The 26,000-nt window shown below is 70.9% G+C and carries 15 protein-coding genes; 7 read left to right on the forward strand and 8 right to left on the reverse strand.

Annotation, left to right across the window (positions count from 1 at the left end; all coding sequences use genetic code 11):
* Positions 1-3 precede the first annotated feature (3 nt).
* Positions 4-2,514, reverse strand: a complete 2,511-nt coding sequence (locus OG992_RS32280; protein ID WP_266305343.1) for a helix-turn-helix domain-containing protein — start codon at positions 2,512-2,514, stop codon at positions 4-6.
* 639 nt (positions 2,515-3,153) lie between these two features.
* Between OG992_RS32280 and OG992_RS32285 the strand changes: the two genes are divergently transcribed.
* Positions 3,154-4,197, forward strand: coding sequence for an NAD(P)-dependent alcohol dehydrogenase (locus tag OG992_RS32285; protein ID WP_266305526.1), 1,044 nt, complete (start codon positions 3,154-3,156; stop codon positions 4,195-4,197).
* A 183-nt stretch (positions 4,198-4,380) separates the two neighbouring features.
* Here the strand turns inward: OG992_RS32285 and OG992_RS32290 are convergent, their stop codons facing one another.
* Positions 4,381-5,610: a serine protease gene (locus OG992_RS32290; protein ID WP_238684241.1), complete on the reverse strand. Its 1,230-nt coding sequence runs from the start codon at positions 5,608-5,610 to the stop codon at positions 4,381-4,383.
* 232 nt (positions 5,611-5,842) lie between these two features.
* Between OG992_RS32290 and OG992_RS32295 the strand changes: the two genes are divergently transcribed.
* On the forward strand, positions 5,843-8,926 hold the full coding sequence (locus tag OG992_RS32295; RefSeq protein WP_266305344.1) for a hypothetical protein: 3,084 nt from the start codon (positions 5,843-5,845) through the stop codon (positions 8,924-8,926).
* 172 nt (positions 8,927-9,098) lie between these two features.
* Here OG992_RS32295 and OG992_RS32300 read toward each other — a convergent pair whose 3' ends face one another.
* Positions 9,099-9,272, reverse strand: a complete 174-nt coding sequence (locus OG992_RS32300) for a hypothetical protein (RefSeq protein WP_238684243.1) — start codon at positions 9,270-9,272, stop codon at positions 9,099-9,101.
* 191 nt (positions 9,273-9,463) lie between these two features.
* Between OG992_RS32300 and OG992_RS32305 the strand changes: the two genes are divergently transcribed.
* The 5 genes from OG992_RS32305 (at position 9,464) to OG992_RS32325 (ending at position 16,726) form a co-directional block, all read left to right on the forward strand.
* A complete protein-coding gene (locus tag OG992_RS32305) occupies positions 9,464-10,837 on the forward strand; it encodes a serine hydrolase (RefSeq protein WP_238684244.1) in 1,374 nt (457 codons plus the stop codon).
* A gap of 132 nt (positions 10,838-10,969) precedes the next feature.
* A complete protein-coding gene (locus tag OG992_RS32310; RefSeq protein WP_238684245.1) occupies positions 10,970-11,689 on the forward strand; it encodes a VOC family protein in 720 nt (239 codons plus the stop codon).
* A gap of 278 nt (positions 11,690-11,967) precedes the next feature.
* Positions 11,968-12,858, forward strand: coding sequence for an ABC transporter ATP-binding protein (locus OG992_RS32315; RefSeq protein ID WP_266305345.1), 891 nt, complete (start codon positions 11,968-11,970; stop codon positions 12,856-12,858).
* Complete coding sequence (locus OG992_RS32320) at positions 12,855-14,453, forward strand: ABC transporter permease (protein WP_266305346.1); 1,599 nt, start codon at positions 12,855-12,857, stop codon at positions 14,451-14,453. Before OG992_RS32315 ends, OG992_RS32320 begins: the two co-directional genes overlap by 4 nt.
* 284 nt (positions 14,454-14,737) lie before the next feature.
* A complete protein-coding gene (locus OG992_RS32325; protein ID WP_266305347.1) occupies positions 14,738-16,726 on the forward strand; it encodes an acyl-CoA dehydrogenase in 1,989 nt (662 codons plus the stop codon).
* 184 nt (positions 16,727-16,910) lie between these two features.
* Here the strand turns inward: OG992_RS32325 and OG992_RS32330 are convergent, their stop codons facing one another.
* Genes OG992_RS32330 through OG992_RS32350 form a run of 5 tightly spaced genes read right to left on the reverse strand, consistent with a single transcriptional unit; the run spans position 16,911 to position 25,999 of the window.
* On the reverse strand, positions 16,911-18,260 hold the full coding sequence (locus OG992_RS32330) for a cytochrome P450 (protein ID WP_238684249.1): 1,350 nt from the start codon (positions 18,258-18,260) through the stop codon (positions 16,911-16,913).
* The gene (locus tag OG992_RS32335) at positions 18,257-18,808 is read right to left on the reverse strand and encodes a flavin reductase family protein (RefSeq protein ID WP_238684250.1); all 552 of its coding nucleotides are present in this window, start codon (positions 18,806-18,808) and stop codon (positions 18,257-18,259) included. Before OG992_RS32335 ends, OG992_RS32330 begins: the two co-directional genes overlap by 4 nt.
* Complete coding sequence (locus tag OG992_RS32340) at positions 18,805-19,245, reverse strand: thioesterase family protein (protein WP_238684251.1); 441 nt, start codon at positions 19,243-19,245, stop codon at positions 18,805-18,807. Before OG992_RS32340 ends, OG992_RS32335 begins: the two co-directional genes overlap by 4 nt.
* Entirely contained in the window at positions 19,242-25,007 is a 5,766-nt protein-coding gene (locus OG992_RS32345) for a type I polyketide synthase (RefSeq protein WP_266305348.1), read from the reverse strand. Before OG992_RS32345 ends, OG992_RS32340 begins: the two co-directional genes overlap by 4 nt.
* The gene (locus OG992_RS32350) at positions 25,004-25,999 is read right to left on the reverse strand and encodes an enediyne biosynthesis protein (RefSeq protein WP_238684253.1); all 996 of its coding nucleotides are present in this window, start codon (positions 25,997-25,999) and stop codon (positions 25,004-25,006) included. The genes OG992_RS32345 and OG992_RS32350 overlap by 4 nt, the downstream gene beginning before the upstream one ends.
* Position 26,000: the final 1 nt, after the last annotated feature.

Here is a 26,000-nt window from a genome sequence, read left to right on the forward strand (position 1 = left end):
GGATCAGGACTCGGCCAGTTCGCGTAACAGGGTGGCACGCAGGGTCCGCACCTCCGGTGCGTCCAGTTCGCCGCACCGGTCGAGCGCCCGCTGGCGCAGCAGGCGGGCGTCGGTGGCCCGGCCCGGAGTCGAGCCGGCCAGCGCCGCGAGCGCGGACAGAGTCTGCGCCTCCCACCACGGGCAGGACAGCGCGGCATACAGGGCCAGCGCCGACCGAAGCGCCTCGGCCGCCGCGTCGACCTCACCCAACGCCTGAAGCGCGAGCCCGTACCGGTGGATGGCGTTGGCCTCGCTGAACGTCGCGCCGCACCTGTGGAACACCCGCCGGGCGCGGGAGTACTCGGCGGCGGCGGCCCTCCACCGGCCCATCCCGGCCAGGTCCGCGCCGAGACTCATCATCGCCCCGGCCCGGGCCACCGCCGCGCCAGTAGGGCTGAGGCCGTTGCCCTGGACGTAGAACGTCAGCACGTCGCGGTGCAACTCGGCCGCTTCGGAGAACCGGCCGAGCGCGGCCAGCGCTCCGCCCAGCGCGCTCGCCGCGCTGTGCTCGCCGAGGGCGTACCCGATCTCGCGAAACAGGCTGACGGCCCGGCGGCAATGGTCGATGGCCGGCCCGCCGCGGCCGATCCGGATGAGGATGGCCGCGGTGTAGGTCAGCGCCCACGCCTCTTCCCGGCGGTCCCCGATCCGCCGAGCCAGTTCCAGCGCGCGGGCCAGGGCGGCCAGCCCGTCGGTGTTGCGGTCCCGGCAGAAGTACCGGGCCCAGCCCAGGAAGTTCAGCAGTACGGCCTCGTCGCGAGGGCTACCCGCGGCCCCGGCCGCGGCCACCCCCAGCGAGAAGATCTCGTCCCAGGAGTGCCGGTGACTGTTGGCGTCCGAGTACCAGTGCAGAGCCCTGGTGACGGCGACCACGTCGGCGTGCCGACCGCTCCGGGCCGCGTCGCGCAGCGCCGCCAGCCAGTTGCCGGACTCCCGATCCAACCAGTACGCCGCCGCCCGATCGTCGTCGAACGGGGAGTCGACCCGACAGGCGACGGGTTCGAACATCAAGCCGGCCTGCCGGGTACGCCGCAGCAGCCAGCCGACCATCTGATCGTGCGCCCCCGTCCGGCAGGCCTGTTGTTCCTCGGCGTCGAGGCGTTCCTGGGCGTAGAGCCGGACCAGGTCGTGGAACTGGTACCGGTCCCCCGTGGTCAGGAGGACACCGGCTTCGACCAATTCCTCCAGGGCCGCCGCTGCGGTCTCCTCGCCGGTGCCGGCCACGGCGGCGACCAGCGCGGGTTCGAAGTCGGTGCCGGGAATCAGCGAGGCCCGCCGGAACACGCGCGCGGTCATCGGGTCCAGCTGCCGGTAGGAGACCTCGAACGCCGACCGGACGCCCAGGTCTCCAGCGGTCAGCATGGTGAGCCGTCGACGCTGGTCGCGGAGCAGGTCCACCAGCCAACCGACCGACCATTGGGGTCGGCTGGCGAGGCGGTTGCCGGCGATCCGGACGGCCAGCGGCAGCCGGCCGCAGAGTTTGACGAGTTGATCGACCGCGGCCGGCTCGGCGGCGATCCGGTCGGCACCCACGATCGCCCCGAGCAGCAGTCGACCGGCCGTCGGGGCGAGCAGGTCGAGCGGCAGGCGGACCGCACCGGCAAGACCCGTCAGCGGACGCCGGCAGGTGACCAGTGCGAGGCATCCCCGCCCGGCCGGCAGCAGTGGGCGTATCTGTGCCTCAGTCGCGGCGTTGTCCAGGACCACCAGCAGCGAGCGGTCCCGGGTGAGGGTGCGAAAGAGACCACCGCGCTCAGCGGTTGACACCGGCACCCGGCTGTCCGGGACCCCGAGCGACCGCAGCAATCCGGCCAGCGCCTCGGCCGGGTCGACCGGGCCGTCCGGCGAGGCGCCCTGCAGGTCGACGAAGAGCTGTCCGCCGGCGAAGGCCGGGCTGAGTCGATGTCCAGCGGCGACGGCGAGGCTGGTCTTGCCGATCCCGGGCGGCCCGTGCAGCACCACCACCGAGGCGGTGTCCGGTCGCCCCGCGGTGATGTCGGCGGCCAGCGCCGTGAGCTGTTCCAGGATCCCCGCCCGCCCGGCCAGGTCCGGAACGGCGGCGGGCAGTTCCCCGGGTACGACCACCGCCGGGCGGTCGTGTGGCACCTCCGCGCGGTGGCTGAGCACCGGCGCGTGATCGTGCGGCACCTCCGCGCGGTCGTCCGGCACCGCGAGACGGTCGTCCGGCACCGCGACGCGGTCGTCCGGCACCGCCGCTCGGTCGTGCGGCTGCCGCTCGGCCCGGGCCAGGGCGACGAAACGGTCGCGGTCCGCCCCGGCCAGCCGCAGGGCGTCGGCGAGCAGCACAACCGTCCGTCGTTGCGGGCTGCGCACCCGGCCGCGCTCCATCTCCCGGATGCCGCGGACACTGGAACCGGCCGCCTCGGCAAGCTCCTCCTGGGTCAGCCGCCGCTCCAGGCGGAGGGTCCTGAGGAGGCCGCCGAACTGGTCACGCCGCACCTGACTCCTGGGCATGCTCCCCCAACCACCCAACGCCCACAATCACGTAACGTGCATCGATGCTCGCATGTGCGTGACGAGTTGCGGGCGACTGTGCAGCGAGTGTGAGTATCACCATGGCGAATCCTCGACGAGTCACCGCAATCCCGGTGGCGATCGGCGGGCCATAACCCCGCAGATCGCGCACGCCATGGCAACCGCCGCGCCCATCCGGGCCGCCGCGTGGAAGCGGCACCGGTGACGGGCGGATGACGGGTCGACCCTGGCCGGGGGCAGCCTCGACCCGGCCGGGGCGGTGAGGATGACGTCGACGGGTCGGTTGGGCTTCGAGGACCTCGGCGCGGCGGGTGGTGAGGAAGTCCCGCGGCATCAACCACCGGGAAGGACGGGACGCCCTCGCCCGCGTCCGCCACCGGAGCCAGAAATGGGGTGTTCTCGTACAACAACCTAGACCAGGGCGTTTATCACCGGTCGCGCTGCCTGCCAGCTGGTGTTGCCAGGAAAGTGCGCGCAGCAAAGAAGTAGCCTGATCGGCCGGGGCGACACCCGGCGCTCCCGAGGGGTACCAGCAGTACGCGCCTTGACAGAGACTCGCAGCGCCGCCACGGCTGTGGTGAGTGCGGGCAGGTCAGCATCACGTCACCGGAGGACATCATCTTCACCGTCAACGCCATCGCCGCGCCTTCTGCCACCGAACCGCTCGTGCGCACCACTATCGAGCGGCGGGACCTGGGCCCGCACGATGTTCTCATCGAGATCCGCTACGCCGGCATCTGCCACTCCGACATCCACACCGTGCGCGGCGACTGGGGCAGCGTTCCCTACCCGCTCACCGTCGGCCACGAAATCGTCGGCCGGATCACCGAGATCGGCGCCGACGTCACCCGCCACGCGGTCGGCGACCGCGCTGGTGTCGGCTGCATGGTCAACTCGTGTCGCGAGTGCGAGAACTGCCGCACCGGAAACGAGCAGTACTGCCTCAAGGGCAACACCCAGACGTACGCGGGCGTCGACCGGGACGGCACCGTGACCCAGGGCGGGTACTCGACCCACGTCGTCGTGAACGAGGACTTCGTACTGCGGGTGCCGGACAGCATCCCGTACGAGGCGGCCGCGCCGATGCTGTGCGCGGGCATCACCACGTACTCGCCGTTGGCGCACTGGAACGCCGGTCCCGGCAAGAAGGTCGCCGTGGTGGGCCTGGGCGGTCTGGGTCACATGGCCGTCAAGATCGCCGCGGCGATGGGTGCCGAGGTGACAGTGCTGTCCCAGACGCTGTCCAAGAAGGACGATGGCCTGCGCTTCGGCGCCGAGCACTACTACGCCACCAAGGACCCGGCGACGTTCGAGGTGCTCAAGAACAGCTTCGACCTGATCATCAACACGGTCAGCGCACCGATCGACATGGCCAGCTACCTCGGTCTGCTGCGTCTGGACGGCACGCTGGTCAGCGTGGGTGCCCCGCCGGAGCCGCTACCGGTGCCCGTCTTCGCGTTGTTCGGCAACCGACGTTCGTTCGCCGGCTCCAGCATCGGCAGCATCGCCGAGACGCAGGAGATGCTGGACTTCTGCGCCGAGCGCGGCATCGCTCCCGAGGTCGAGGTCATCGGCGCCGAGGCGGTCAACGACGCGTACGAGCGGGTGCTCGCCTCGGACGTGCGGTACCGGTTCGTCATCGACATCGACACCCTGCGCTGATCTTCTCCGAAGTGCCAGGGTCCGCCGAACGGCGGGCCCTGGCGCGCAGCCGGGCCGGGGCGACCGGTGGCCGGCGCTGATCCACCTTTGACGTCATCGACGCGCGGCGTCGTCTGGCGACGCGGTCGGCGAGGATGCCGATGGGCCGCCGAGGCGCAGAGCGCGCATCGGCGGCCCACCGTCTCAGCCGTTGTCGATCAGGCTCGCGATCTCGTTGTAGATCAGGTGCGCCTTCGCGCCCTGGTTGGACGGACAACCGCCGAGGTGGTGCAGGGCGATCACCCGGTGGCTGGCGTTCAGCACGGGTGAACCCGAATTGCCGCCGGAGGTGTCACAGCTGTAACTGATGTTCCAGGTGTTGTAATTCGCGTTCCGGACGGCGCAGGTCGCGCCGTTCTGGGTGTCCTCGTAGATCGACAGCCGCTTCGCGGTGCCGTCGCCGTGCCCGGGGACATAGATCCGGGTCCCGTTGCTGGTGGCGGTAGTTGCCAGGTACAGCGTGCCGAACCCCTGGATGGCGGCGAAGTTGTTGACCGAGAACAGGGTGTAATCCAGCTGGTTGGAGCCGCCGCTGCTCACCCTGTAGAGGGTGGCACCGCTGACCTTGGTGCCGGCGCCGGGATTCGCGCCGCCGCAGGTGGCGCACTGGTAGTTGAACTGCATCTCGCTGCCGCTCACGGCGGACTGCGTCGAGAAGCAGTGCTTGTTCGTCAGCATCCGGTTGGTGTTGCCGACCCGCCAGGTGGTGCACAGTCCACCGCCGCTGATCAGCAGCCGCGCCACCGCCCTGCCGCGGGCGTACTCGGTGGGGTGGCTGTTCTGGTAGCAGACCACGTCCCGGCGGGCGTCGGTGCTGCACACGGACTGGGTGGAGAAGTTGTGCGCGGCGATTTCCGTGCGGTCGTATCCGCGCCAGAACCGGTCGATGGTGGCGGCGCTGCCACGTGAGGGGCGGCTGCTGTGCAGTGTCACCACTGCCGTGTCGCCCTCCACCGACATCGCCCAGAAACCCGGCTGCCCGTCGGTGGTGTAGTCCGAACCGGTCGCCCGGTTCAGGTGGCGGTCGTACCGGTAGCTCTCCTTGCCGTCGCGGCTCGACACTGTGACGTAGTCGCCTTCGGCCAGTCGCAGTGCGCTGAAGTGCACCTTGACGTAGGTGGCACCGGGGTGCTGGATGATCTGTGTCCCGCCGTTCGGGGCGTAGGACAGGGAGCTGTCGACGGTGCGGAGTTCACCGATCGTGGTCACACCCTCTGCCGAGAACTGGTTCGATTCCGGTGCTCGTTCGGATTGTGGCGCGAGAGGGGCAACCGAGTACGCCTCGGCGGCGGGTACCGACAGTAGGCTCAGCCCGAGTGTGCAGGCGGCGAGCGCGACCGCCCCCGTTCGTAAGCGGCGCAGGGCATGTTTCATCTGTCGCTCCTTCTCAGGAATCAGCACCGAGACGTGCCTTCGGTCTTCCTACCTGAATTCACGCAAGACATGTAATCCCATCTATGTCATAACTGCCTGCCGCGTCGCTTCGTCCGCCTCGTCTCCGGATGACAGTCCTGACGGGCAGTGGCGCCCTGCGCCACCGCATCCCGGCCCGATGACTGCTCCGCACGTCGAGGACGAAGGCCGGTGAGGCCACTACCATGCGAGCGTGGCTCACGTTGCCCAGGTCCGCAGGCCGTACCCGCTGCTCGTCGCCGCGGCGGTCCTGTTGGCGCTCGGCGCGGCAGCGGCCTGGGGGGTCGGCGACACGCTGGGGCTGAGCCACTCCCCCGCCGCCGTGCCGCGCGAGGACGCCCTCGCCGCGCCGGCGCGGACGCCGGCACCGGTCCCGCCGTTGGCGTCCCTCGTCGTGCCCGACGAGCTTCGTGTCAGGAAGGCCGCGACCGCCGTCGCCGACGCTGTCGTCTTCCGCGGCCTGCCCCGGCCGGCGCTCGTCCCGGCCACGTCGAGCCCGGCCGGGTCCGCGACGGCCGCGCGCGCCGGCACGGCGCCGGATCTGTCGGCGGTGAGCACGCTGCGGGCGGGCGTGCTGGCCGCCCTCAGCGGGACGCCCGAGTCCTACCGGCTCGACGTGCGCGGCACCGAGTTGACCGTCCAGGGTGGCGACGTCGCGGGCGTGGCGGCCGGAATGTACCGGTTGGCCGACCGGATCCGCTCCGGTGCCGAGGTGCTCCCCACGGCGGACACGGGTCGGGTGGTCATCCCCCGGCTCGGCCTGCGGCTGACCGACGCGGGTTCGGTGGGGCGCGAGCCCGACCCGGCCGTCTTCGCCGCCGGCGACGACTATGGCCTGAACACCGACGTGGTCGGGTCGGCGGTGCTGCCCCGCGCGCCGTGGGTGGACGCTGGCGCGGTGGCCCGCATCGACGCGCAGTTTCGACAGTTCGTCGATCACTCGGTGGCGCAGGGATTCAACGGAATCGTCGTGCCCGGCTTCCTGGAGTACGTCACGTTCACGAAGGTCGGCGACGGGCGCGCGGTCTACCCGCCCGGCGACTCGCACGTCGAGCGCGCGCGGGCGATGGTCGCGGCGTTCGGCCCCGTCTTCCGGTACGCCGAGGACCTGGGCGTGCGGGTCTTTCTGCTGACCGACATGCTCGCGGTGTCGCCCCCGCTGGAGGCATACCTGACGCGGACCGTCGGCGGCCTGGACGTGGCCGACCCTCGGCTGTGGGCGGTCTACCAGGCCGGTCTGGCCGAGCTGTTCGAGAGCATGCCGTTCGTCGACGGCCTGATGGTCCGCGTCGGCGAGGGCGGCGAGGTGTACGCCGCACCCGGCTGGGACTACTCGTCAAAGCTCGCGGTCACGACGGAAGCGTCGGTGCGCGCGATGCTGCGGGCGCTGCTGGACACCGCGGGCACAGCCGGGAAGGAGATCATCTTCCGCACCTGGACGGTGGGCGTCGGCGCCGTCGGCGACCTGCACACCAACCCGGTGTCGTACGCGCAGGTCCTCGGCGGGCTCGACGAACCGCATCTGATCGTCTCCACCAAGTACACCCTGGGCGACTTCTACAGCCACCTACCGCTGAACACCACACTGCTGGGCGGCGGGCACCGCCGCATCGTGGAGTTCCAGGCCCGGCGCGAGTTCGAGGCGTTCGGCTCGCTGCCCAACGACCTCGGCCCGCTGCACCGCCAGGCGCTGCGCGCATTCCTTGCCGCCAACCCGAACGTCGAGGGTGTCTGGAACTGGACCCAGGACGGCGGGCCGTTGCGCGCCGGGCCCATGTCGCTGTACCTGCGCGCAGGATTCTGGCAGCTCTACGACCTCAACACGTACGCCGTCGGCCGCCTGGCCTGGGACCCGCACGCCGACCCGGCGCAGCTCACGGCGGACTGGGCGTACCGCACGTTCTCCGACGACCCGGGCACCGTCGCCGCGATCGGGCAGGCCATGGCGCTGTCCCGGCAGGCGGTCACCAAGGGCCTCTACATCGGTCCGTACGCCGACCGGTCGGTGCGGGCGCTCGGGCTGGAACCGCCGCCCATGATGTGGATCTTCGAGTGGGACATCCCGACCGGCGATTCCGCCGCGCTGGACAGCATCTACGCGGTGACCGGCGGCCGCGTCGACGAGGCGATCGAGGAGGGTACGCAGGCCGTCGTGCTGGCCCGGCGCATGCGCGACCTGGTCGCCGCGACCGAACCGGCGACCTGGCGCGACGCCGAACTGCGCGGGCGCTTCGCCGCGACTCTCGACTACCAGGTCGACCTGTTCGAGACGCTGAGCGCGTACCGGACCATGGTGCTGCGGCACGCGCAGTGGCTGGACACAGGTGCCCCGGCTGCCCACCGTGACTGGCGGCTGGCCGCTGCGGAGTACCACGACGCGCGCGACGCGCACCGGCAGCGCTACGGCGCCGACCTGGACCTGCCCGCGTACAACTTCACCGCCGCCGACCTCGGGGCGCTGCGCGCCAACCGGGACCCGGCGATGGCCTGGGCGGCCCGGGCGCTGCTCGGGTCGATCCTGCTGGTGGTGCTGCTCGGCCTGTCCGGGCGCGGGTTCGGCGCAGCCGCCGCGCGCGGGTTGCTGCTCGGCGCGCTCCGGCCGTGGCGGGTCGCCGCGCTGCCGACGCCCGTGACGCGGGCGGACCGGGTGTTGGTGTGGTTGGTCCCGGCCGTGGTGCTGGTGGCGAGCCGGCTCGTGTTGACCTGGTTCGCCGCGCCGGCACACCTGCTGGTCACCCTCGGTGGGTGGGCGCTGTTCGCCCTCGTCGTACGCCTCGTGGTCGGTCGCCGGGATCCGTTTCACCTGTGGGCCGTGGTCGGCGGCGTCGCGCTGCTGCGCAGCGTGCTGCTGCTGGCGGCGCTCGCCGGGCGAGGACCGGGCGGTTACTGGTTCGCCTTCTGGACCGCGCCGAGTCTGCGCGCGGCGTACGTCACCGTCGCGTTCGCGGCGTTCTGCTGGCTGTTCGTGGCCGTCGCGGTGCTCCTGCGGGACCGGTACGGCCTGCGCCGCCGAAGCGCCGTCGGGCTGACCCTCACCGCCGTGGGTGTGCCCCTCGGCGTGCTGTCCGCCCTGATGTCGGTAGTGGGCCTGGAACGCGCGCTGACGGTGTGGAATGACCAGCTCGCGCTGCTGCCCTGGGGCCTGTCCCGCATCCTCGGTATCACCGTCCACCTGGGCATCCCCGCTCAACTCCCCGCATACACCGCCGCCGCCGGAATCGCCTTGGTCGCCGGCGGCCTGCTCCTGTCACTCGGCCGCCGCCGGCAAGCCGCCTGAGCGCCCAACCCAACCAGCAGGCCAACCGCCGCAGACGAGGCATCCGTGGCGGCCGACCCGGCGTCTCGAGCGCCCTGGGCGTCGACATCGACGGTCAGGCTGGTCTCGCGCTCGTTCACCGACTGGTCTACTGCCTGTTTCACAAGAACTGGCCGCCCTTATGAAACAGGCCTTAGGCCGGCTCGCGCACACCACCGGCGTTTCCACCGTCGTCCGGCATCGGTTCGGCCGGGGCTTCTGGCAGTTCGTTCGGCGCGTCGGGCAGGAGGACCCCCGCGTCGTCGGGCACCGGTTCGCGCGGGTCGATGGGCGGATACTGTTCCGGGTCGAGATCGGGTCCAGTCATCAGGCGAGTATCCGTCGTCTTCCGAGCTGCCGCTCGTCGGGCCGCGAGCTTCAAGGTCGATCACTACATCGTCAAGAGCGCCCGTGGCGTCATCCTGACCCACAGCCACACGAGGGGTTCACCCGCCTTGCGGCAGATCCGGACGTGTCGGATCGTTACGGGCGGTGCGGGTGCCCGGTAGGTTTGCCCGCATGTCACCGATCCCGACGACGCTGTTACCCGAAACCCGACGTGCGCTGGTCCACCGGCTGGCGACTGGTCAGGTAGCGGGTCGGGCGCCGTCGGTCGTCGCTGCCGTGGTACGCGATGGCCATCCTGTGTGGATGGACGGGTGGGGAACGGTGGACGGCAGGGTGCCGGATGGCAACCTCCAATACCGGATCGGATCGATCACCAAGACTTTCCTGGCCGTGCTGGTGCTGCGACTGCGCGACGAGGGGCGACTCGCGCTCACCGACCCGCTGGCCGAGCACCTGCCCGGCACGGCTGCGGGCCAGGCCACTGTCGGCGCGCTGCTGGCGCACACCGCCGGGCTGATCTCTGAGGCGCCCGGCCCATGGTGGGAACGAACCCCGGGCACGCTGCGACCCGACCTGGCCGACGTGCTGGGCAGCGATCCGCAGGTGCATCCGCCCGGACAGCGCTTCCACTACTCCAACCCCGGCTACGCGCTGCTCGGCGCGCTGGTGCAGCGGGTTCGGGGTCAGGCGTGGGGCGAGGTGCTGCGGCGCGAGGTGCTGGAGCCGCTCGCGATGACCCGCACCACCCTGCTGCCGGTCGCGCCACATGCCACCGGCTGGGCGGTGCATCCCTGGGCCGATGTGCTCCTTGCGGAGCCCGCCGTGGACACCGTTCTGATGGCGCCTGCCGGACAGCTGTGGTCGACCGCAACGGACCTGGCCAGGTTCGCCGCGTTCCTCATCGACGGCGACGACCGGGTGCTCCATCCGGACACCGTCGCGCAGATGCGCAACCCGGCGAGCCCGCCGGAGGCGACGGACTCAGACAGTGGCTACGGGCTCGGCATGCAGTTGCTGCGCCGCGACGGCCGACTGTTGGCCGGGCACACCGGCTCGATGCCGGGCTTCGTCGCGACCGTGTGGGTCAGCCCCGACGACGCGCTGGGCGCGGTCGTCATGGGAAACGTGACCGCCGGCCTCTCCGCCGGCACCCTCGCCGCTGATCTACTGCAGACGGTCGCCGAGCGGGAGCCGCGGATCCCTGCGCCGTGGCGACCGCTGCCCTCAGTTGACCCACAGCTACTGGACCTCGCCGGCCCGTGGTACTGGGGGCCGGCACCTTATGTGCTGCGCCCGCAGGCTGATGGCTTCGTGGAGTTGGCCCCGCTGTCCGGCGGGCGCGGCACCCGCCTGCGCCCCACCGGCGACGGCGTCTGGGAGGGGATCAACGGCTACTTCGCTGGCGAACGGCTGCGGGTGCGACGCGACGCGGCTGGCGCCGTCAGCCACCTCGATCTTGGCACCTTCATCTTCACGCGGCAGCCCTACGACCCTGCGGCGCCACTGCCCGGCGGTATCGACCCCGCTGGCTGGCAGGCCGGCTGACCTCCTCAGCTCCCCACCTGCCCCCAGCCGGTTGGCAAGTGCGTTCTGAGTCATCAACCGATCGGACGACCGACGGCGATGATCGGCTATTTCCATGTGCGATGGACACCGTGCGACGCCTAGGAAGGAGGCATGACCAACGAGGTGACCGTTCCCCTGCTGCCGTGCGCATCCATCGACGACATCGAAACCTTCTACGGAGTTCTCGGTTTCCGCACCACCTACAAGCAACGCAAGCCCTACTCGTGTGTGGGGGTGCAACGAGAAGACCTGCGTCTGCAGTTCTTCGAGATCGCCGGATTTGACCCGGAGCAGTCCTATGGCTCGTGTCTCGTACTCACCGCGGACATCGAGGGACTACATCGGGCATTCGCGGCCGGCATGCGCGCCGCGTACGGCAAGGTACTGGTGTCCGGAACGCCGCGGATGACCCGGCCCAGGGCACGGAAGAACGCCGACGGGTTGGGCGGATTCAGCGTCATCGACCCGGGCGGCAACTGGATCCGCGTCTTTCGGGACGCCGCCACCGCGCCCGTGCCGGCCGCCGGGCCGGCCGGGCGACTCGCCAAGGCCCTCGCGAATGCTGTCGTGCAGGCCGACTCCAGGGGAAGCGTCGGACAGGCCATTCGGATCCTCGACAGCGCGTTGGCCCGTCCGAAAGCCGACGACGACCCTGTCGAGCAGCTAGAGGTCCTGGTCTACCGCGCCGAACTCGCGATGGTGCTGCACGATCCAAAGACCGCGGTCGAGATGCTGGACCGCGCCCGGTCCGTCACGCTCACGGAAGACGAATCCGTCAGGGCGGCGTCCGCGTTCGACAACGCCGACGAACTCGCAGCAGCACTGCGGTGACTCACCAAACGAGCGCCTCCCCCTCGACCCCGACAAACGGCCGTAGCGCGACCGCATCAGCGTCGACACCCCCGCCGGGGCCCGCTGTTTGGCAGGATGCCTCAGTTATCGGTACGCCAGTCCGATACACCTCGTGACGTGAGGGGATGCTCGGAAGGTAGTAGCCCGAACGCCAGCCCGGGCGGCGTACGCGCCGCAGCCGCCGGGAGTACTCTCACCTCAGGTGCGCCGGGAAGTCTGGTCGGCAGTCATGTCGTGCTGCGGCTCTGGAGGCTCCGATGGGCGTTTCTGCCCTGCGCACCGACCATCTGTCCAAGCGTTACGGGCGACTGCTCGCCCTCGATGACCTCACTCTCGACGTCGCGGCGGGCGAGGTGTTCGGGTTTCTCGGCCCCAACGGCGCCGGAAAGTCAACGACGATCCGGCTGCTGCTCGGCCTTGCCCGACCCACCTCCGGACGGGCGTGGATCTTCGACACCGACGCCGGCGACGTCGCCGCGGCCCACCGCAGGCTCGCCTATGTGCCTGCGGATGTGGCGCTGTGGTCACGGATGACCGGCGCCGAGGTGCTGGACCTGCTCGCCCGCATCGGCCCCGGCACGGACACCGCCTACCGCGACGAGCTCATCCAACGATTCGCGCTGGACGTGTCCAAACCTGCTGGCACCTACTCGACGGGCAACCGGCAGAAGGTCGCTCTGATCGCGGCGTTCGCCACCCGGGCGCCTCTGCTGGTGCTCGACGAGCCAACCAGCGGCCTGGACCCATTCATGGAACTGCAGTTCCGGCAGGCGGTCGACGTGGCCCGCGACAATGGGCAGACGGTGTTCCTCAGCTCGCATCAGCTTGCCGAGGTCGAGGCCGTCTGCGATCGCGTCGGCATCCTGCGCGCCGGTGAGCTGGTGGAGGTGGCCTCCGTCGCGCAGCTGCGCCGACTGCACCACACCGAGGTGGTCGCGACGTTCACCGGGGCGCCACCGGACCTCGCCGGTGTCCACGGCGTCCACGGCCTGCACACCGACGGTGCCGCGTCCGTGCGGTTCACCCTGAGCGGCTCCCCCGCCGCGGCGCTGCGCGCCCTGGCCGACGCTGACGTGACAACGATCGTCGTCCGGGAGCAGAGCCTGGAGGAGATCTTCCTCGCCTACTACGGGCAGAACGCCCGATGATCGCGACCACGGCAGCAACCCGCCCGCAGTGGGTACTGAGAGGGCTCGCAGTGCGCCAGGTGCGCCGTGGCGCCCTGGTCGTAACCGCTGTGTGCGCGGGAATGTCCGCCCTGGTGGTGGTCGGCTACCGCAGCGAGGCGCTGGATCCGGCGGCCTTGGCGGCGCTGGCCCGCAACCCCGCGATCCGCACCCTGTTCGGCGAACCGGTCGCGCTCGACCAGGCGGGCGGGTTCACCGTGTGGCGCACGGGCACCGTCCTGGCCGTCCTGCTCGGTGTGTGGGCGATGCTCGCCGCCACCCGGATCACCCGAGGCGAGGAGGACGCTGGCCGGTGGAGTCTGTTGCTGTCCGGCCGCATCACCCTCGCCGATGCTGTCCGCCAGCACCTCGGTGTGCTGGCCGTCGTTCCGGTCCTCGTGGGAGCGGCGACCGCCGCGGCGATGATCGCTGCGGGCGTGGACGCCACCGGTTCGTTGTTGCACGGCACCGGCCTCGCTGCCGCCGGGCTCTTCTTCGTCGCCGTCGGCGGCGTCACCGCGCAGCTGTTCGTCAGCCGGTCGGCGGCCAACGGTGTCGCGGCGGCCGTCCTGGTCGTCGGGCTGCTCATGCGGATGGTCGGCGACGGTATGCCCGCGCTGGCCTGGCTTCGATGGCTGTCCCCGTTCGGGCTCTTGGCGCTGACCCGCCCGTTCGACAGCAATCGAGGGCTGCCGGTGTCGGTGCTGACGTTCACCGCAGTGCTGCTACTGGCCGTCGCCGGTCGGCTCGCGGCTCGGCGTGACGTCGGCGCGGCGATTCTTGCTACGGCCGGCAGCCGGCGGGCGCGTACCGCGTTGCTCGGGTCGGTGCCCGCCTTCGCCGTACGGCGCACCCTGCGGCCGCTCGCCGCCTGGTCGGCCGGAATCGGCGCGTATTTCCTGCTCCTGGGCCTGATTGCCCGGTCCATGACCGAATTCCTGGCCGCCAACCCCGAGTTCGCGACCATGGCGGCCCAGGCTGGTTTTCCGGCCCTCGGCACGGTGGAGGGTTATGCGGCCACCCTGTACGCGCTGCTTGCCGTTCCGGTCGGGGTGTTCGTCGCCGTGCGGTTCGCCGCCGTCGCTGCCGACGAGAATGCTCGGCGTCTCACACTGCTGCTGGCCGCACCGGTAGCCCGGGTACGGCTGTTGGCCGCCGAAGCGGCCGTCGCTGGCTGCGCAGCGCTGACCCTGACAACGGTGGCGGGTGTCGCCATGTGGGCCGGCACGGCCAGTGTCAGTGCCGGCCTCGGAGTCGGCGACGCGCTCACCGGCGCCTGGAACGTCGTGCCGGTTGTGCTGCTGTGTCTGGGAGCTGCCGTCCTGGCGCTCGGATGGGCGCCGCGCGCCGTCGCGGCGATCGGTGCAATGCCGGCCGCGGGTGGATTCCTGTGGCAGGTCCTTGCCGACAGCATCGACGCGCCCTCCTGGATCCGCGCGCTGTCCCCGTTCGCGCACCTGGCCGCGGTGCCGGCCACCGCACCGGCATGGCCACCAGCGTTGGTGATGGTCGGCATCGCCGCGGCCGGCATGGTCGCCGGCACATTCGGCTACCGCCGCCGTGACCTGTGTGCCTGAGCGGGTCGCCGTCGCAACCGCTGTTCACCGCTCCAACGGGCCCAGCCGATTGTTGACGTCGTGCACTCCCGGAGTGCCCCAGGCGCGGGCGTGGCCTCAGTGCGCACATCAGCGCACGTGAGCCGTGCCGGCTGGCCGTGCCCGTCCCTCCCGCAGGGCGGGGGTGCGGCTAGCGGATCGCCGACGCCGAAGGGGGTGGCGCGGTCGCCGTCATCGCTCACTGGCGCCGCTATCCTTGATCGAGTACGACCTGTACGCATATGTCCGCTAGCTGAGGGGGAACCGTGCGCTATCAGATCGACCTCGCTCGCCTGCGGGACGTGCTCGACGGACCGTGGGCCGCAGTCCGCAACGCGCACCGGGAGCACCTCGACGCACGCTTCCTCCCGGTCTACGGCGAGACCGGTGACCAGGCACGGGAGCGGATCACCCGGCTACTCAGCGAACTCCCCGCCGAGCTGGGTATGGCCTCGGCCTTCCCCACCGAGTACGGCGGCAGCTCCGACGTCGGCGGCTCGATCATCGCCAGCGAGATGCTGGCGCAGGTCGACCTGTCACTGATGGTCAAGGCCGGAGTGCAGTGGGGCCTGTTCGGCGGCGCGGTCGCGGCCCTCGGCACCCGCCGCCACCATGACGCCTATCTCCGGGACATCGTCTCGGGCACGATCTTCGGCTGCTTCGCCATGACCGAGACCGGGCACGGCTCCGACGTCCAGCAACTGCGCACCACCTGCACGTACGACCCGCAGACGCAAACTTTCGACCTGCACACCCCGCACGACGCTGCCCGCAAGGACTACATCGGCAACGCCGCCCGGGACGGACGGATGGCGGTGGTCTTCGCGCAGCTGATCACGAACGGCCAGCGGCACGGCGTACACGCGTGGTTGGTGCCGATCCGCGACGCGCAGGGCAACGCGCTGCCTGGCGTGCGCATCGGCGACGCCGGGCCCAAGGCCGGCCTGCTCGGCGTGGACAACGGGCGGCTCACCTTCGACCACGTACAGGTGCCGAGGGACATGCTGCTGGACCGCTACGGTCAGGTCGCACCGGACGGGACGTACTCCAGCCCGATCGAGAACGACTCCCGACGCTTCTTCACGATGCTCGGCACCCTGGTCCGCGGCCGGGTGAGCGTCGGCGGCGCCGCGTCGGCGGCCACCAAGTCGGCGCTGACGATCGCGGTGCGCTACGGCGACATCCGCCGCCAGTTCGGCACACCCGACGCCGACCGGGAGGTGCTGCTCAACGACTACCTGGCCCACCAGCGCAAGCTGCTGCCCGCCCTCGCCACCACGTACGCGCTGCACTTCGCCCAGACCGAGTTGGTAGCCGCGCTCAGTGAGGTGCAGGGCGGCGACGGGCCGGTCGACGAACACCAGCAGCGGGAGTTGGAGTCCCGGGCCGCCGGTCTCAAGGCCGCGCAGACCTGGCATGCGACCCGCACCATCCAGATGTGCCGCGAGGCGTGCGGCGGCGCCGGCTACCTGGCCGAGAACCGGCTACCCGGCCTCAAGGCCGACACCGACGTCTTCACCACCTTCGAGGGCGACAACACGGTGCTGTTGCAGTTGGTGGCCAAGGGACTGCTCACTGGCTACCGGGACGAGTTCGGCTCGCTGGACGGCTGGGGGCGTGCCTCCTTCGTCGCCGAGCAGGTCCGGGAGATGGTGCTCGAACGCACCGCCGCGCGGTCGCTCATCGAGCGGCTGATCAGCGCCGTACCCGGTCGCGACGACGAAGTCGCCGTCACCGATCGAGGCTGGCAGCTCAAGGTTTTCGAGGACCGCGAGAGGCACCTCCTCGACGGCGCGGTCCGCCGCCTGCGCAACGGCGCGGCCACCAAGAAGGACCGCCCCTTCGACATCTTCAACGACGTCCAGGACCACGTCCTGACCGTCGCCGCCGCGCACATCGACCGGATCACCCTGGAGGGGTTCGTCGCCGGCATCGAAGACACCGCCGATCCGGCGGTCCGGGCGCTGCTCTCCCGGGTCTGTGACCTGTACGCGCTCAGCGTCATCGAGGCGAACAAGGGCTGGTTCCTGGAGCACGGCCGGCTGACGCCGGCGCGGGCCAAGGCCATCACGGGCGTGGTCAACGCACTGCTCAAGGAGCTACGCCCGCACCTGCGAACGCTCGTGGACGGTTTCGCCATCCCGGACGCCTGGCTGCACTGCGCGATCCTGAGCGAGGAACCCGGCCGGCAGGACACGATGGCCACTCATGACGCCGCCGGACACCCGCCCGGGCTTGACCTCACGCGCGCTTGAGCTTGCCGGCTGGGCCCTGACGTTCCCCGGTCAGGTGGGCCGGCGCTGTATTGCCGCGGGCGTGCAGGTTGATCCCGGCCGCGGGTCGGACGGGGCTCACGCCAATCGGGCTGCGGCTCCGCGAGGGCCACCACGGTGAAGGGGACGCCCTCGCGGAGCCGCGGTTTGCTCCGATCCGAGCCCGCTATGCCTCGTGCACGGTCATCGGCAACCCGCCGCGAACCCGCAGCGACAGCATCGGCTCGGGCACCACCCGGTATCCCGGCACCTTGGCCAGCCGCAGTTCCCGCGCGACCATCGCGACCACGAACGCCGCCTCCATCATCCCCAGGTTGTTGCCGACGCAGAACCGCGGGCCGGCGCCGAACGGGATGTAGGCGTACCGGGGTCGCGAGGCCGTGCCGTCCTTGTCGAACCGCTCCGGGCGGAACCGTTCCGGCTCCGGCCAGAACTCCGGGTTACGGTGCAGTGTGTACGGGCAGATCAGCACATCGACCCCGGCTGGCACGTCGTACCCGCCGATGGTGTCCGCCTTCTGCGGTATGCGGGAGAGCATCCACACCGGCGGGTACAGACGCATCGCCTCCTCGATCACCGTCGCCGTGTAACGCAGGCGGTGCAGGTCGTCGAACGTCGGCTGTCGGTCTCCGAGCACCGACAGCGCCTCCGCCCGCAGCCGCTCCCAGACGGCCGGGTTCTCGTCGAGGAGATGGAACGTCCAGCTCAGGGTGCTGGCCGTCGTCTCGTGGCCGGCCAGGCAGAGCGTGACCAGTTCATCGCGCAACCGCCGCTGCCCGACCGCGGCGTCGGGCTCGGCGTTAGTCGACTGGATCAGCCGGCTCAGGGCGTCGTCGCCGTCGAGCCGGCCGCCGCGCGCATCGACCAACTCGTTGACAACCGTCTGCAGGTGACGACGGGCCCGGCGGAACCGCACCTGGTGCGGCAGCGGCACCCACATCGGCACCGCGCTCATCGTGACCATCTCGAACATCGCCTGGTCCTGCATCGCCTCGAAGGACCCGCCGACGTCGCCGAGCCCGCCGAGATCCGCGTCGAGCAGGGTACGGCCGAGCACACCGAGGGTGAGCCCGGTGGCGGCGCCCGCGATGTCGACCGGACCCCGCCCGACGTGGCCACGCAACCGGTCCACGAACCGACCGGCCTCCTCGGCCACCACGTCGGCCTGCCGGGCGATCCGTTTGGGCTGGAACACCGGCTGGATGACCCGTCGCTGCTTGCGCCACAGATCGCCCTCGCTGGTGAGCAGCCCGTCGCCGAGGGCCCGCTTGGCCTGGGCCAGCCCGACGCCCTTGTGGTAGTTGTCCGGGTTGTCGGCGAGCACGTGCTTGGCGTGGTTGGGGTGGTTGAAGAAGAAGAGAACCTTCGGGCCGATCGCGATGCGGGCCGCGTCACCGAAGGCGTCGGCTGCCGACGACATCAGCCCGAGCCGGTCCCGTCCGAGCTTCCACAACAGCTTCGGCGCCGCCCAGAACGGTGGTCCGGGCGGCCGCCGCCGCGACGCGGTGAGTGTCATGTCGCCGCCTCGCTCGGCTCCGGCACCGACGCCGGCTCGGTCATGCCACGGAACTGCCCGTTGACGAAGACCAACACGTCACCGCTGCTCTCCCAGCGCAGCGACACCACGCTGCTCAGGAAGATCGTGTGATCACCACCGTCGTACGTCCGCCAGACCCGGCACTCGAAGTGAGCCACCGCGTCGTCGATCAGCGGGGCGCCGGTGACGGTGCCCGGCGTCCACTCGACCGAGCCGAACTGCGCCAACCCCAGTGGCCGCCACCGATCGGCGAAGTGGCGTGCCACCTTCTCCTGCCGGTGCCCGAGAACCGAGATGCCAAGGGTGCCGGCCTCGGTGAGGATCTGATGCATGATCGCGTCGCGGCTGACACAGACCAGCACGAGCGGCGGGTCCAGCGAGACCGACGCGAACGAGTTTGCCGTCATGCCGTGTGGTGTGGCGCCGCCGACCGTTACGACGGTGACGCCTGTCGCGAACGTCCCGAATGCCCGCCGCAACAGCTTTGATCCGGCCACCTCGCTCGGAGTGAGCAGTTCGCCGCTCATCTCGCCTCCCCGTGTGCGTACGGTTCGAGTGCACGAGCCAACGCCTCCGGCACCCGCGCCGGCAGTGTCCGGTTGTTGGGGCCGCGCATGCACGCGACCCGTTGCCGACCTCGGGCGACGAGCGTCTCGCCGCCGTCCGGGTCGAGCCGCACGTAGTCGAAGCCGAACTCGATCTGGGTCTGCGCCAGTTCCACGAGCCGCATCCGGACCGAGAGGTCGTCGAACGCCGTGATCTCGGCGAAGAACTCGCAGTCGACCTTGAGAGTGAAGAGCTTGAGGTCGTCCTGCAGGTCGGCCAGCACGTCCGGTGCCCGTTGCTTGAGGAACATCTCCCGGCACCGCCCCTGCCAGCGCAGGTAGTTGACGTAGTAGACGTTGCCGACGAGGTTGGTCTCCTCGAAGCCGACCGTGTGCGGGTACTCGAAGTACTTGCTCATCGAAGCGACCACCCGTCGGTGAGCACCGCGACGACGACCGGGTCGGCGTGGTCGCGCAGCCGGGTCACGAGCACGGCGATCCGCAGCGTGCCGGAGGCCAGGGTGAGCCAGCCGTGGGGACCGACAGCGCTCAGCGTGAGCGGCGTCTGCACCGGCAGTCCGACCTTGCGGAGGCACTCGATCGCCGTCCAGACCCGGGTGCTCGCGGTGTCGATGTCCTCGTCGGTGTCCTTCGTGAGCTGGCCGACCAGGCCGTCGTGCGGGCCGAGCAACGCCGACCAGGTCTCCGCGTCGCGCTCGGAGACCGCCTCGATGTCGCAGCTCAGCACCCCCCGACCACCGACGCAGACGGTCACACCGGCGCCGTGTGCCGCCGAGACGACCCGGTCGTCGTCGACCTCCGGCCGGCCGTCGGGCCGGTAGCGCACCTCGACCGGGCGGCCGAACACCCGTCCGGCCGCGAGGCCGGTCATGGCGCGTCGGGGCGAGTCGTCCGAGCCGTGAGGCTCGACCGCCACCGCGACCCGGGCGCCGAGCAGGTCGTCGAGCGACCGTTCGAGGTACGGGCCGAGCAGCGGCGCCGCCCACGGGCCGCGCCCGTCGCCCTTGCGCACCGCCTGCAGGCGCAGGCCCTCCCACCGTTCCACCACCTCGCCGCCCGGCGTGCGGACCGCGATGTCGTAGAGGTAGGTGTCGCCGTCGCGGCTGCGCTCGGTCGCCGTGAACCGGGCCTCGCCCTTGTCGGCGAGGACCGGGCCAGCGGCGTGTACGCGTTCGATGCCGGCCGGCAGGAGCGTCGCGTGCGGTACGCAGACCTGCAGACCGTGCATGAGCGCGTCCCGCATTCCGGGGTCACCGAGCAGCAGGTCGCCGCCGAGGAAGCTGGCGAACCAGTCGTCGGTCGCGACCGCCGACACGTCCACGTCGACGTGCCGTGCCGCCGCGCGGTGGTAGCCGCGCAGCCGCTGGAACCGTTGTCCCTGGAAGAGGATGCCCCCGTACAGGTCCGTGGCCGGGTCGAGGGGCACCAGCGGCAGGCCGGCTCCGGTCTCGTCCGGTGGGCCGTCGAGCTCTTCGCGGTCGCCGAAGCGCAGCCGCGCGCGGAAGTGGTCGACAGCGAAGCCGGTGTCGCCGGCCCGGATGGCGACGTCGACGTCTCCGTCGCCGGTCACCACGGCCGCGATCCGGATCGTGGCGCTGCCGTCGACAGGTACCACGATCGGCCGGAGGAACTCGACGTCCTCCATCGCCGGCACGTCCGCGCGCCCGGTGAGCGCGGTGGCGGTCTGCGCCATGGCCTCCATGCCGAACACCGCCGGGAACAGCAGGTTGCCGTCGAGCAGGTGGTCGGCCAGATACAGGTCGGTACCGGCGTTGAGTTCGACCTCGGTCACCAGTTCGACACCGTGGTAGTGCACCAGCGGCGTGCCGACGAACCGCAGCAGCGGCAGCGTCGGCGTCTCCCGACGCACAGTGTCGATGCCCTCGGTGCGGCCACTGATCACCACCACCGGCGGGGCGTCGGGGTCGGCGATCAGGCGACGCATCAGGCGTACGCCCTCGTCGGGTGAGATCGGGACGATCCCGTCCCGCTGCAGACCCTCCACGACCGAGAGCCGCTCGCCCATACCCACGCCGGACCAGACCGACCACTCCAGGCAGAGCGTCCGGCATTCGGGGTACGCCGCCGCGAAGTCCGCGGTGATCTCGGCCAGCCAGTCGTTGGCGGTCGCGTAGTGCGCCTCACCGCGCAGGCCCGCCCGGCCGATGATGCTGCCGAAGGTGACGAGCATCCGCAGCGCGCCGGGCTCGATGGCGTCGAGGACGGCGCGCAGCCCGTCGATCTTCGGGGCGAACGTCGCCCGGAAGGCCGCCGCGTCCAGGTTGGCCAGCGTCGCCGGCTCGTTGCGGCCGGCACCGTGCAGAACCGCCGTCACCGGGCCCAGCTTCTGGCGTACGCCGTCGACCGCGGTCCTGACCTGCGCCGGGTCGGTGACGTCGGCGCGGGCGTAGTGCAGGCGCACCCCGGCGGCCGTCATCCGGTCGAGGTTGGCGGCCAACTCCGCGTCGGTCGCCGGGTCGCTGCGACCGAGCACGGCCAACGCCGCGCCGGTGTCCTGCGCGACGGCGAGTGCGCACTCGGCGGTGATGCCCTTGCCACCGCCGGTCACGAGCAGCACGTCCGACGCGTCGAGTGGCATGATCTCCCGGACCGGTCGCACCGGCATCGCCCGCAGGGTGGGCACCCGCCGCACGCCGTCGGCGTCGTAGCGCACCTCGTGGAACCGCCCGGTGGCGGCCACCTCCGCGACCAGCAACGCCGGGTCGTCGAAGTTGGCGGGTACGCGAACGATGGTGGTCCGGATCCGGGGCATCTCCAACCGCAGCGACTTGGCCAGCCCGGCGGCGCCCCGACCACGCTGCACGACCACGAACCGGTCGCGCTGCTTGTCGGCGATGGCCGCCTTGGCCCCGTCCAGTGCGAGCGCCAGGTCGGCCTCGGTGCAGTCGGCCGGCAGACAGACCAGAACCCCGCCACCGACGCCGCCGTGCTCCAACGCCTGCCGCAGAGACTCGGCGAGCGAGTCGCCGTCTCGCGACCAGCGCCGCCAGGGGCCGTTTGCCTCCACCTCCACGCGCGGCGGCAGCGGCAGGGCGTCGAGGTCGACCGAGAACGCCCGGGACCAGGCGGCCGCACCGGCCACAGTGGCCGCCGTCAATGCGCCACCGTCCCCGGCGGAGCCGGCCAGGTCCTCCAACGCCTGGGCCAGCTCCTCGACAGTGGCGACCGCGAAGTTCGTCGGCGTCTGGGCGCTCGGCACCGACAGCAGTTGGGCGGCCTGGTTGACCACCTGTCCCACAGTGATCGAGCTGAGGTGCAGATCGTCGAGGAGGTGGCTCTCACCGCGTACCATCTCGATCGGAAGCTCGGCGCGGTCGGCCACCAACCGGCGCAGCAGGTGCAGCGGCGGCTCGGAGGCGTCCGTGTCGGCCTCGATCTTCTTCGCCTCGACGGCCCGCCGCACGGGCTGCACCGTCAGCGGCGGCGCGGCCTCGCAGGGGCTCGCGAAGAAGCTGAACTTCGCCCCGAGTTGCAGCGGCCGGGTCAGGCGACCCTGGAACAGCCCGTCGTCGACCCGGAACGCGCCGACGACGTACGCGGCACCGACGGCGTTGAGCAGACCGGCGACCGACTCGTCATCGGTGTCGAGGGACACCGACGGCACGTCCGTCGCCGCGGTCGCCAACACTCCCAACACCCGACCGGGGCCGACCTCGATGAACAGGTCGAGGTCCTTCGCCGCGAAGGCCACCGCCTGAGTGAACAGCACCGGGTCGGTGATCTGGCGGCGCAGCAGGGCCGGCACGTCGGTGTCGGCCGGGAGGACGTCGCCGGTCACCGTCGACACCACCCGGCGCGACAGCGGGTCGAACTGCTCATCGGTCAACCGGTCGCCGAACGCGTCGGCGGCCGGTGCCACCAGCGGTGAGTGGAAGGCGTGCGAGACGCGCAGCCGGGTGGTGGCGAAGCTCGCTTCGCCGGCGCGGCGGCAGGCCTCCTCGATCCCTTCGGCAGTGCCGGCGATCACCGTCTGTTGTGGGCCGTTGAAGCCACCGATGACGACCGGGAGGTCGGCCAGCAGGGGCCGGACCGCCTCGGGTGCCGCCGCGATGCTCGCCATCGTCCCCGACGAGCTGTGCTCGGCCATCGTCTGGCCGCGGACCATCGCGGTACGAAGCAGGGCGTCCTCGTCGAACGCGCCCGCCCAGTGCAGGGCGGTGATCTCGCCGAGGCTGTGCCCCACAGCGGTGGTCGCCTCGATGCCGAGCGCCGACAGCACGCGCAGGCCCGCCAGCGAGCCGGTGACGATCCGGGGCTGGGCCACCGTCGTGGCGACCATGTCGCCCGAGGTGGGCAGGGCCGCCTTGGTGTAGACCTCGTCGACGTCGGTGAACCGGCGGCGCAGGGCACCGCCACTCGTCCCCCGCCCCGAGCCCTGCCCGGGGAAGAGATAGCCGATCCGGCCCGGACCGCCGACGTGGCCGAGGAAGCAGCGCTCGTCGGCGCTGACCAGGCTCGTCTCGCCGGCGTCCAGTACGGCGCAGAGTCGTTGCAGCCGCGCGACAGCGTCGGCCGGTGACGAGACCACGACGGCCGCCCGGTAGGGCAGGTCGCGCAACTCCCCGTGCAGCGTCGCGGCCAGGTCGCCCAGCTGGGCGTACGCGACGCCGTCGACGAACTCGACGAGCCTGTCCAGCCGCTCCCGCAGCTTCTCCCGGGAGGCGGCGTCGATCAGCAGCAGCTCGACGTCCTGGCCGGAGGAGGCCAGCCGGCTGGTCCGGCTGTCGAACCCGCGCCGACGTCGGGAGGGGCCGCCCTCGAGCACGATGTGCGTGTTGATCCCGCCGAAGCCCATCGCCGTGACCCCGGCCCGGACGTTCGGCAGGTCGGGCCACGGCTCCGCCTTGCGCAGCGCGCGCAGCGCCGGGTCGTTGTCGTCGGCCAGGATCTCGTGCGGCATGACGCAGCCGATGGCCGGGGGCAGCACCTGGTGGTGCACGGCCAGCGCCGCCTTGATCAGGCCGGCGACACCGGCGGCGGCCTTGGTGTGCCCGATCATGCCCTTGATCGAACCGATTGCGGCCGGAGCGGCGGTCGGGTCGGCGGAACGACGGGCGAGGGACAGCGCTGTCAACTCAGTGGCGTCACCGACCCGCGTACCCGTGCCGTGTCCTTCGAAGAGGCCTACCGTCTCGATCCCGAAGCCGGCGCGCTCGTACGCTCGGTCGAGCGCGAGTCGGTAGCCGCTGACCTCGGGTCGGGTCATCCCGCCCTTGCCGTCGGAGGAGATCCCCCACCCGGCGATGGTGGCGTAGATGCGGTGGCCGGCGGCGCGGGCGTCGTCCTCGCGCATCAGGACGACCATTCCGCAGCCCTCGCCCGGCCAGAAGCCGTTCGACCCACGGTCGTAGACGCGCATCTCACCGGTCGCCAGCGCGCCGGTCTTCGCGAACCCGATGATCTCGAAGGGGTCGATCGACAGGTCGACACCACCGGCGACGGCCACGTCGACGTCACCGTCGATGAGGGTCTTGCTGGCGGTAGCGACCGACAGCAGCGACGACGAACAGGCGCCGTCGACGGTGTAGCCGCCACCCTTGAGGTCGAAGTGGTTGCAGATCCGGCCCGCGATGGTGTTGGAGAGCCCGCCGGCCAGAGTGTCCTCGTCGACCTCGGGGAAGGGACTCTTGAAGGTCGCCTCGAACGAGTCGAGGAAGGTCATCAGGTGGTCGTCGTCCCAGTCCTGGTCCTTGAGCGCCGCGGCGACCATGCGCCGGACGAAGGGCCAGCGCAGCCGCAGCTGATTCGCGCGGGTGAACTCGCCGGTCAGGGTGTTGCCGACCACCACGCCGGTACGGTCCCGGGGCAGTCCCTCGGCCATCGGGAAGCCGGCGTCGGCCAGGGCCATCGCGGCCATGTCGAGGGCGAGCCAGTGGGTCAGGTCCGTCGAGCGGTAGGTGCTCCCGGCGACCTTGTAGGCGATCCGGTCGAACTCGTACCCCTCGATGACGGCGGCGTTGCGGGCGTAGAACTTGTCGGGCGTGTTCGGGTCCGGGTCCCAGTAGTCCTCGAGCCGCATCCGCTCGTCGGGGAGACGGCGGAACGCGCGCCGCCCGGCGAGGGCGTTCTCCCACAGTTCCCGGGGTGACGTGGCGTCCGGATAGCGGCACGCCATGCCGACTATCGCTACACGAGTCATGCGGGGACGACCTCCTTGCCGGTGTGTTCCTTGCCGTTGCCGTTGCCGGTGCTCGCTGGCACCGGCATCGCGGCCGTGCCGATGCTGGGCGCCCGGTCCGCCTTGGACTTCTCGATGAGGTGCAGGGTCCAGTGGAAGCCGCCGCGGATGAGGCAGACGGCGGCGGTGGCGAAGAAGATGCCGTACGCGATACCGAAGCCGGTGAGCAGGCCGTAGACCACGGCCACGCTGGCACCGAACGCCACCTGCGCGGCCGGCGCCGACGGTGAGGTGCCCGGGTCGGTGACCATGTAGTTGGTGAACAGCACGAACGCGACGCCGGTCATCATGCCCAGGGCCGCCGGGATCGACGTGTCGAGCAGCACCCCACGCACGATCGCCTGCAGAGCGAACGCGGACAGCCAGCCCATGATCAGCCACATCCGACCGGTCAGCTTGCCGTTGATCATCGTGCCGCCGACGATGATGATCGCCGGGATCAGCCAGTCCCAGAAGCCCGAGATGTACTCGGTGAAGTGGTAGGGCGGTGCGACGCTGGCCCAGGGGAAGACCATCAGGATCACCGCGATGCCGAAGTTCGACGGGTTCATGTAATGGCGCATCCGGCCCCGGATGGGGGCCTGCAGGACCCACTTGGCGCCGATGGCGACCGCGACACCGAAGAGCATCGTCCAGAGCTGGTCGTTGACGTAGATCAGCATGTTGAGCGCGAGGCTCGTAATGTGCGCCGGGTAGAGGAACTCGATCAGCCCGCGTAGCCCTCGGCCGCTGAATCGCGGGGCTCGGCCCTCGACGCGGGCACCGATGGCCTCCAGGGCGATCTCGATCGTGTAGCCGGCGAAGATCGCGATGAGGGGCCAGGTCCAGGGCTGTTCGAAGCCGAGGACCGTGAAGCCGAGGATGTTGAAGACGGTGATCGAGATAGCGAAGTTGCGAAGTGCGATGTTGACTTTCGGGTCGTGACGTGGCGGGGTTACGGTACTGATTGCCATG

The organism is Micromonospora sp. NBC_00362, from assembly GCF_026342155.1.
GTDB classification, from domain to species: Bacteria; Actinomycetota; Actinomycetes; order Mycobacteriales; family Micromonosporaceae; genus Micromonospora; species Micromonospora hortensis.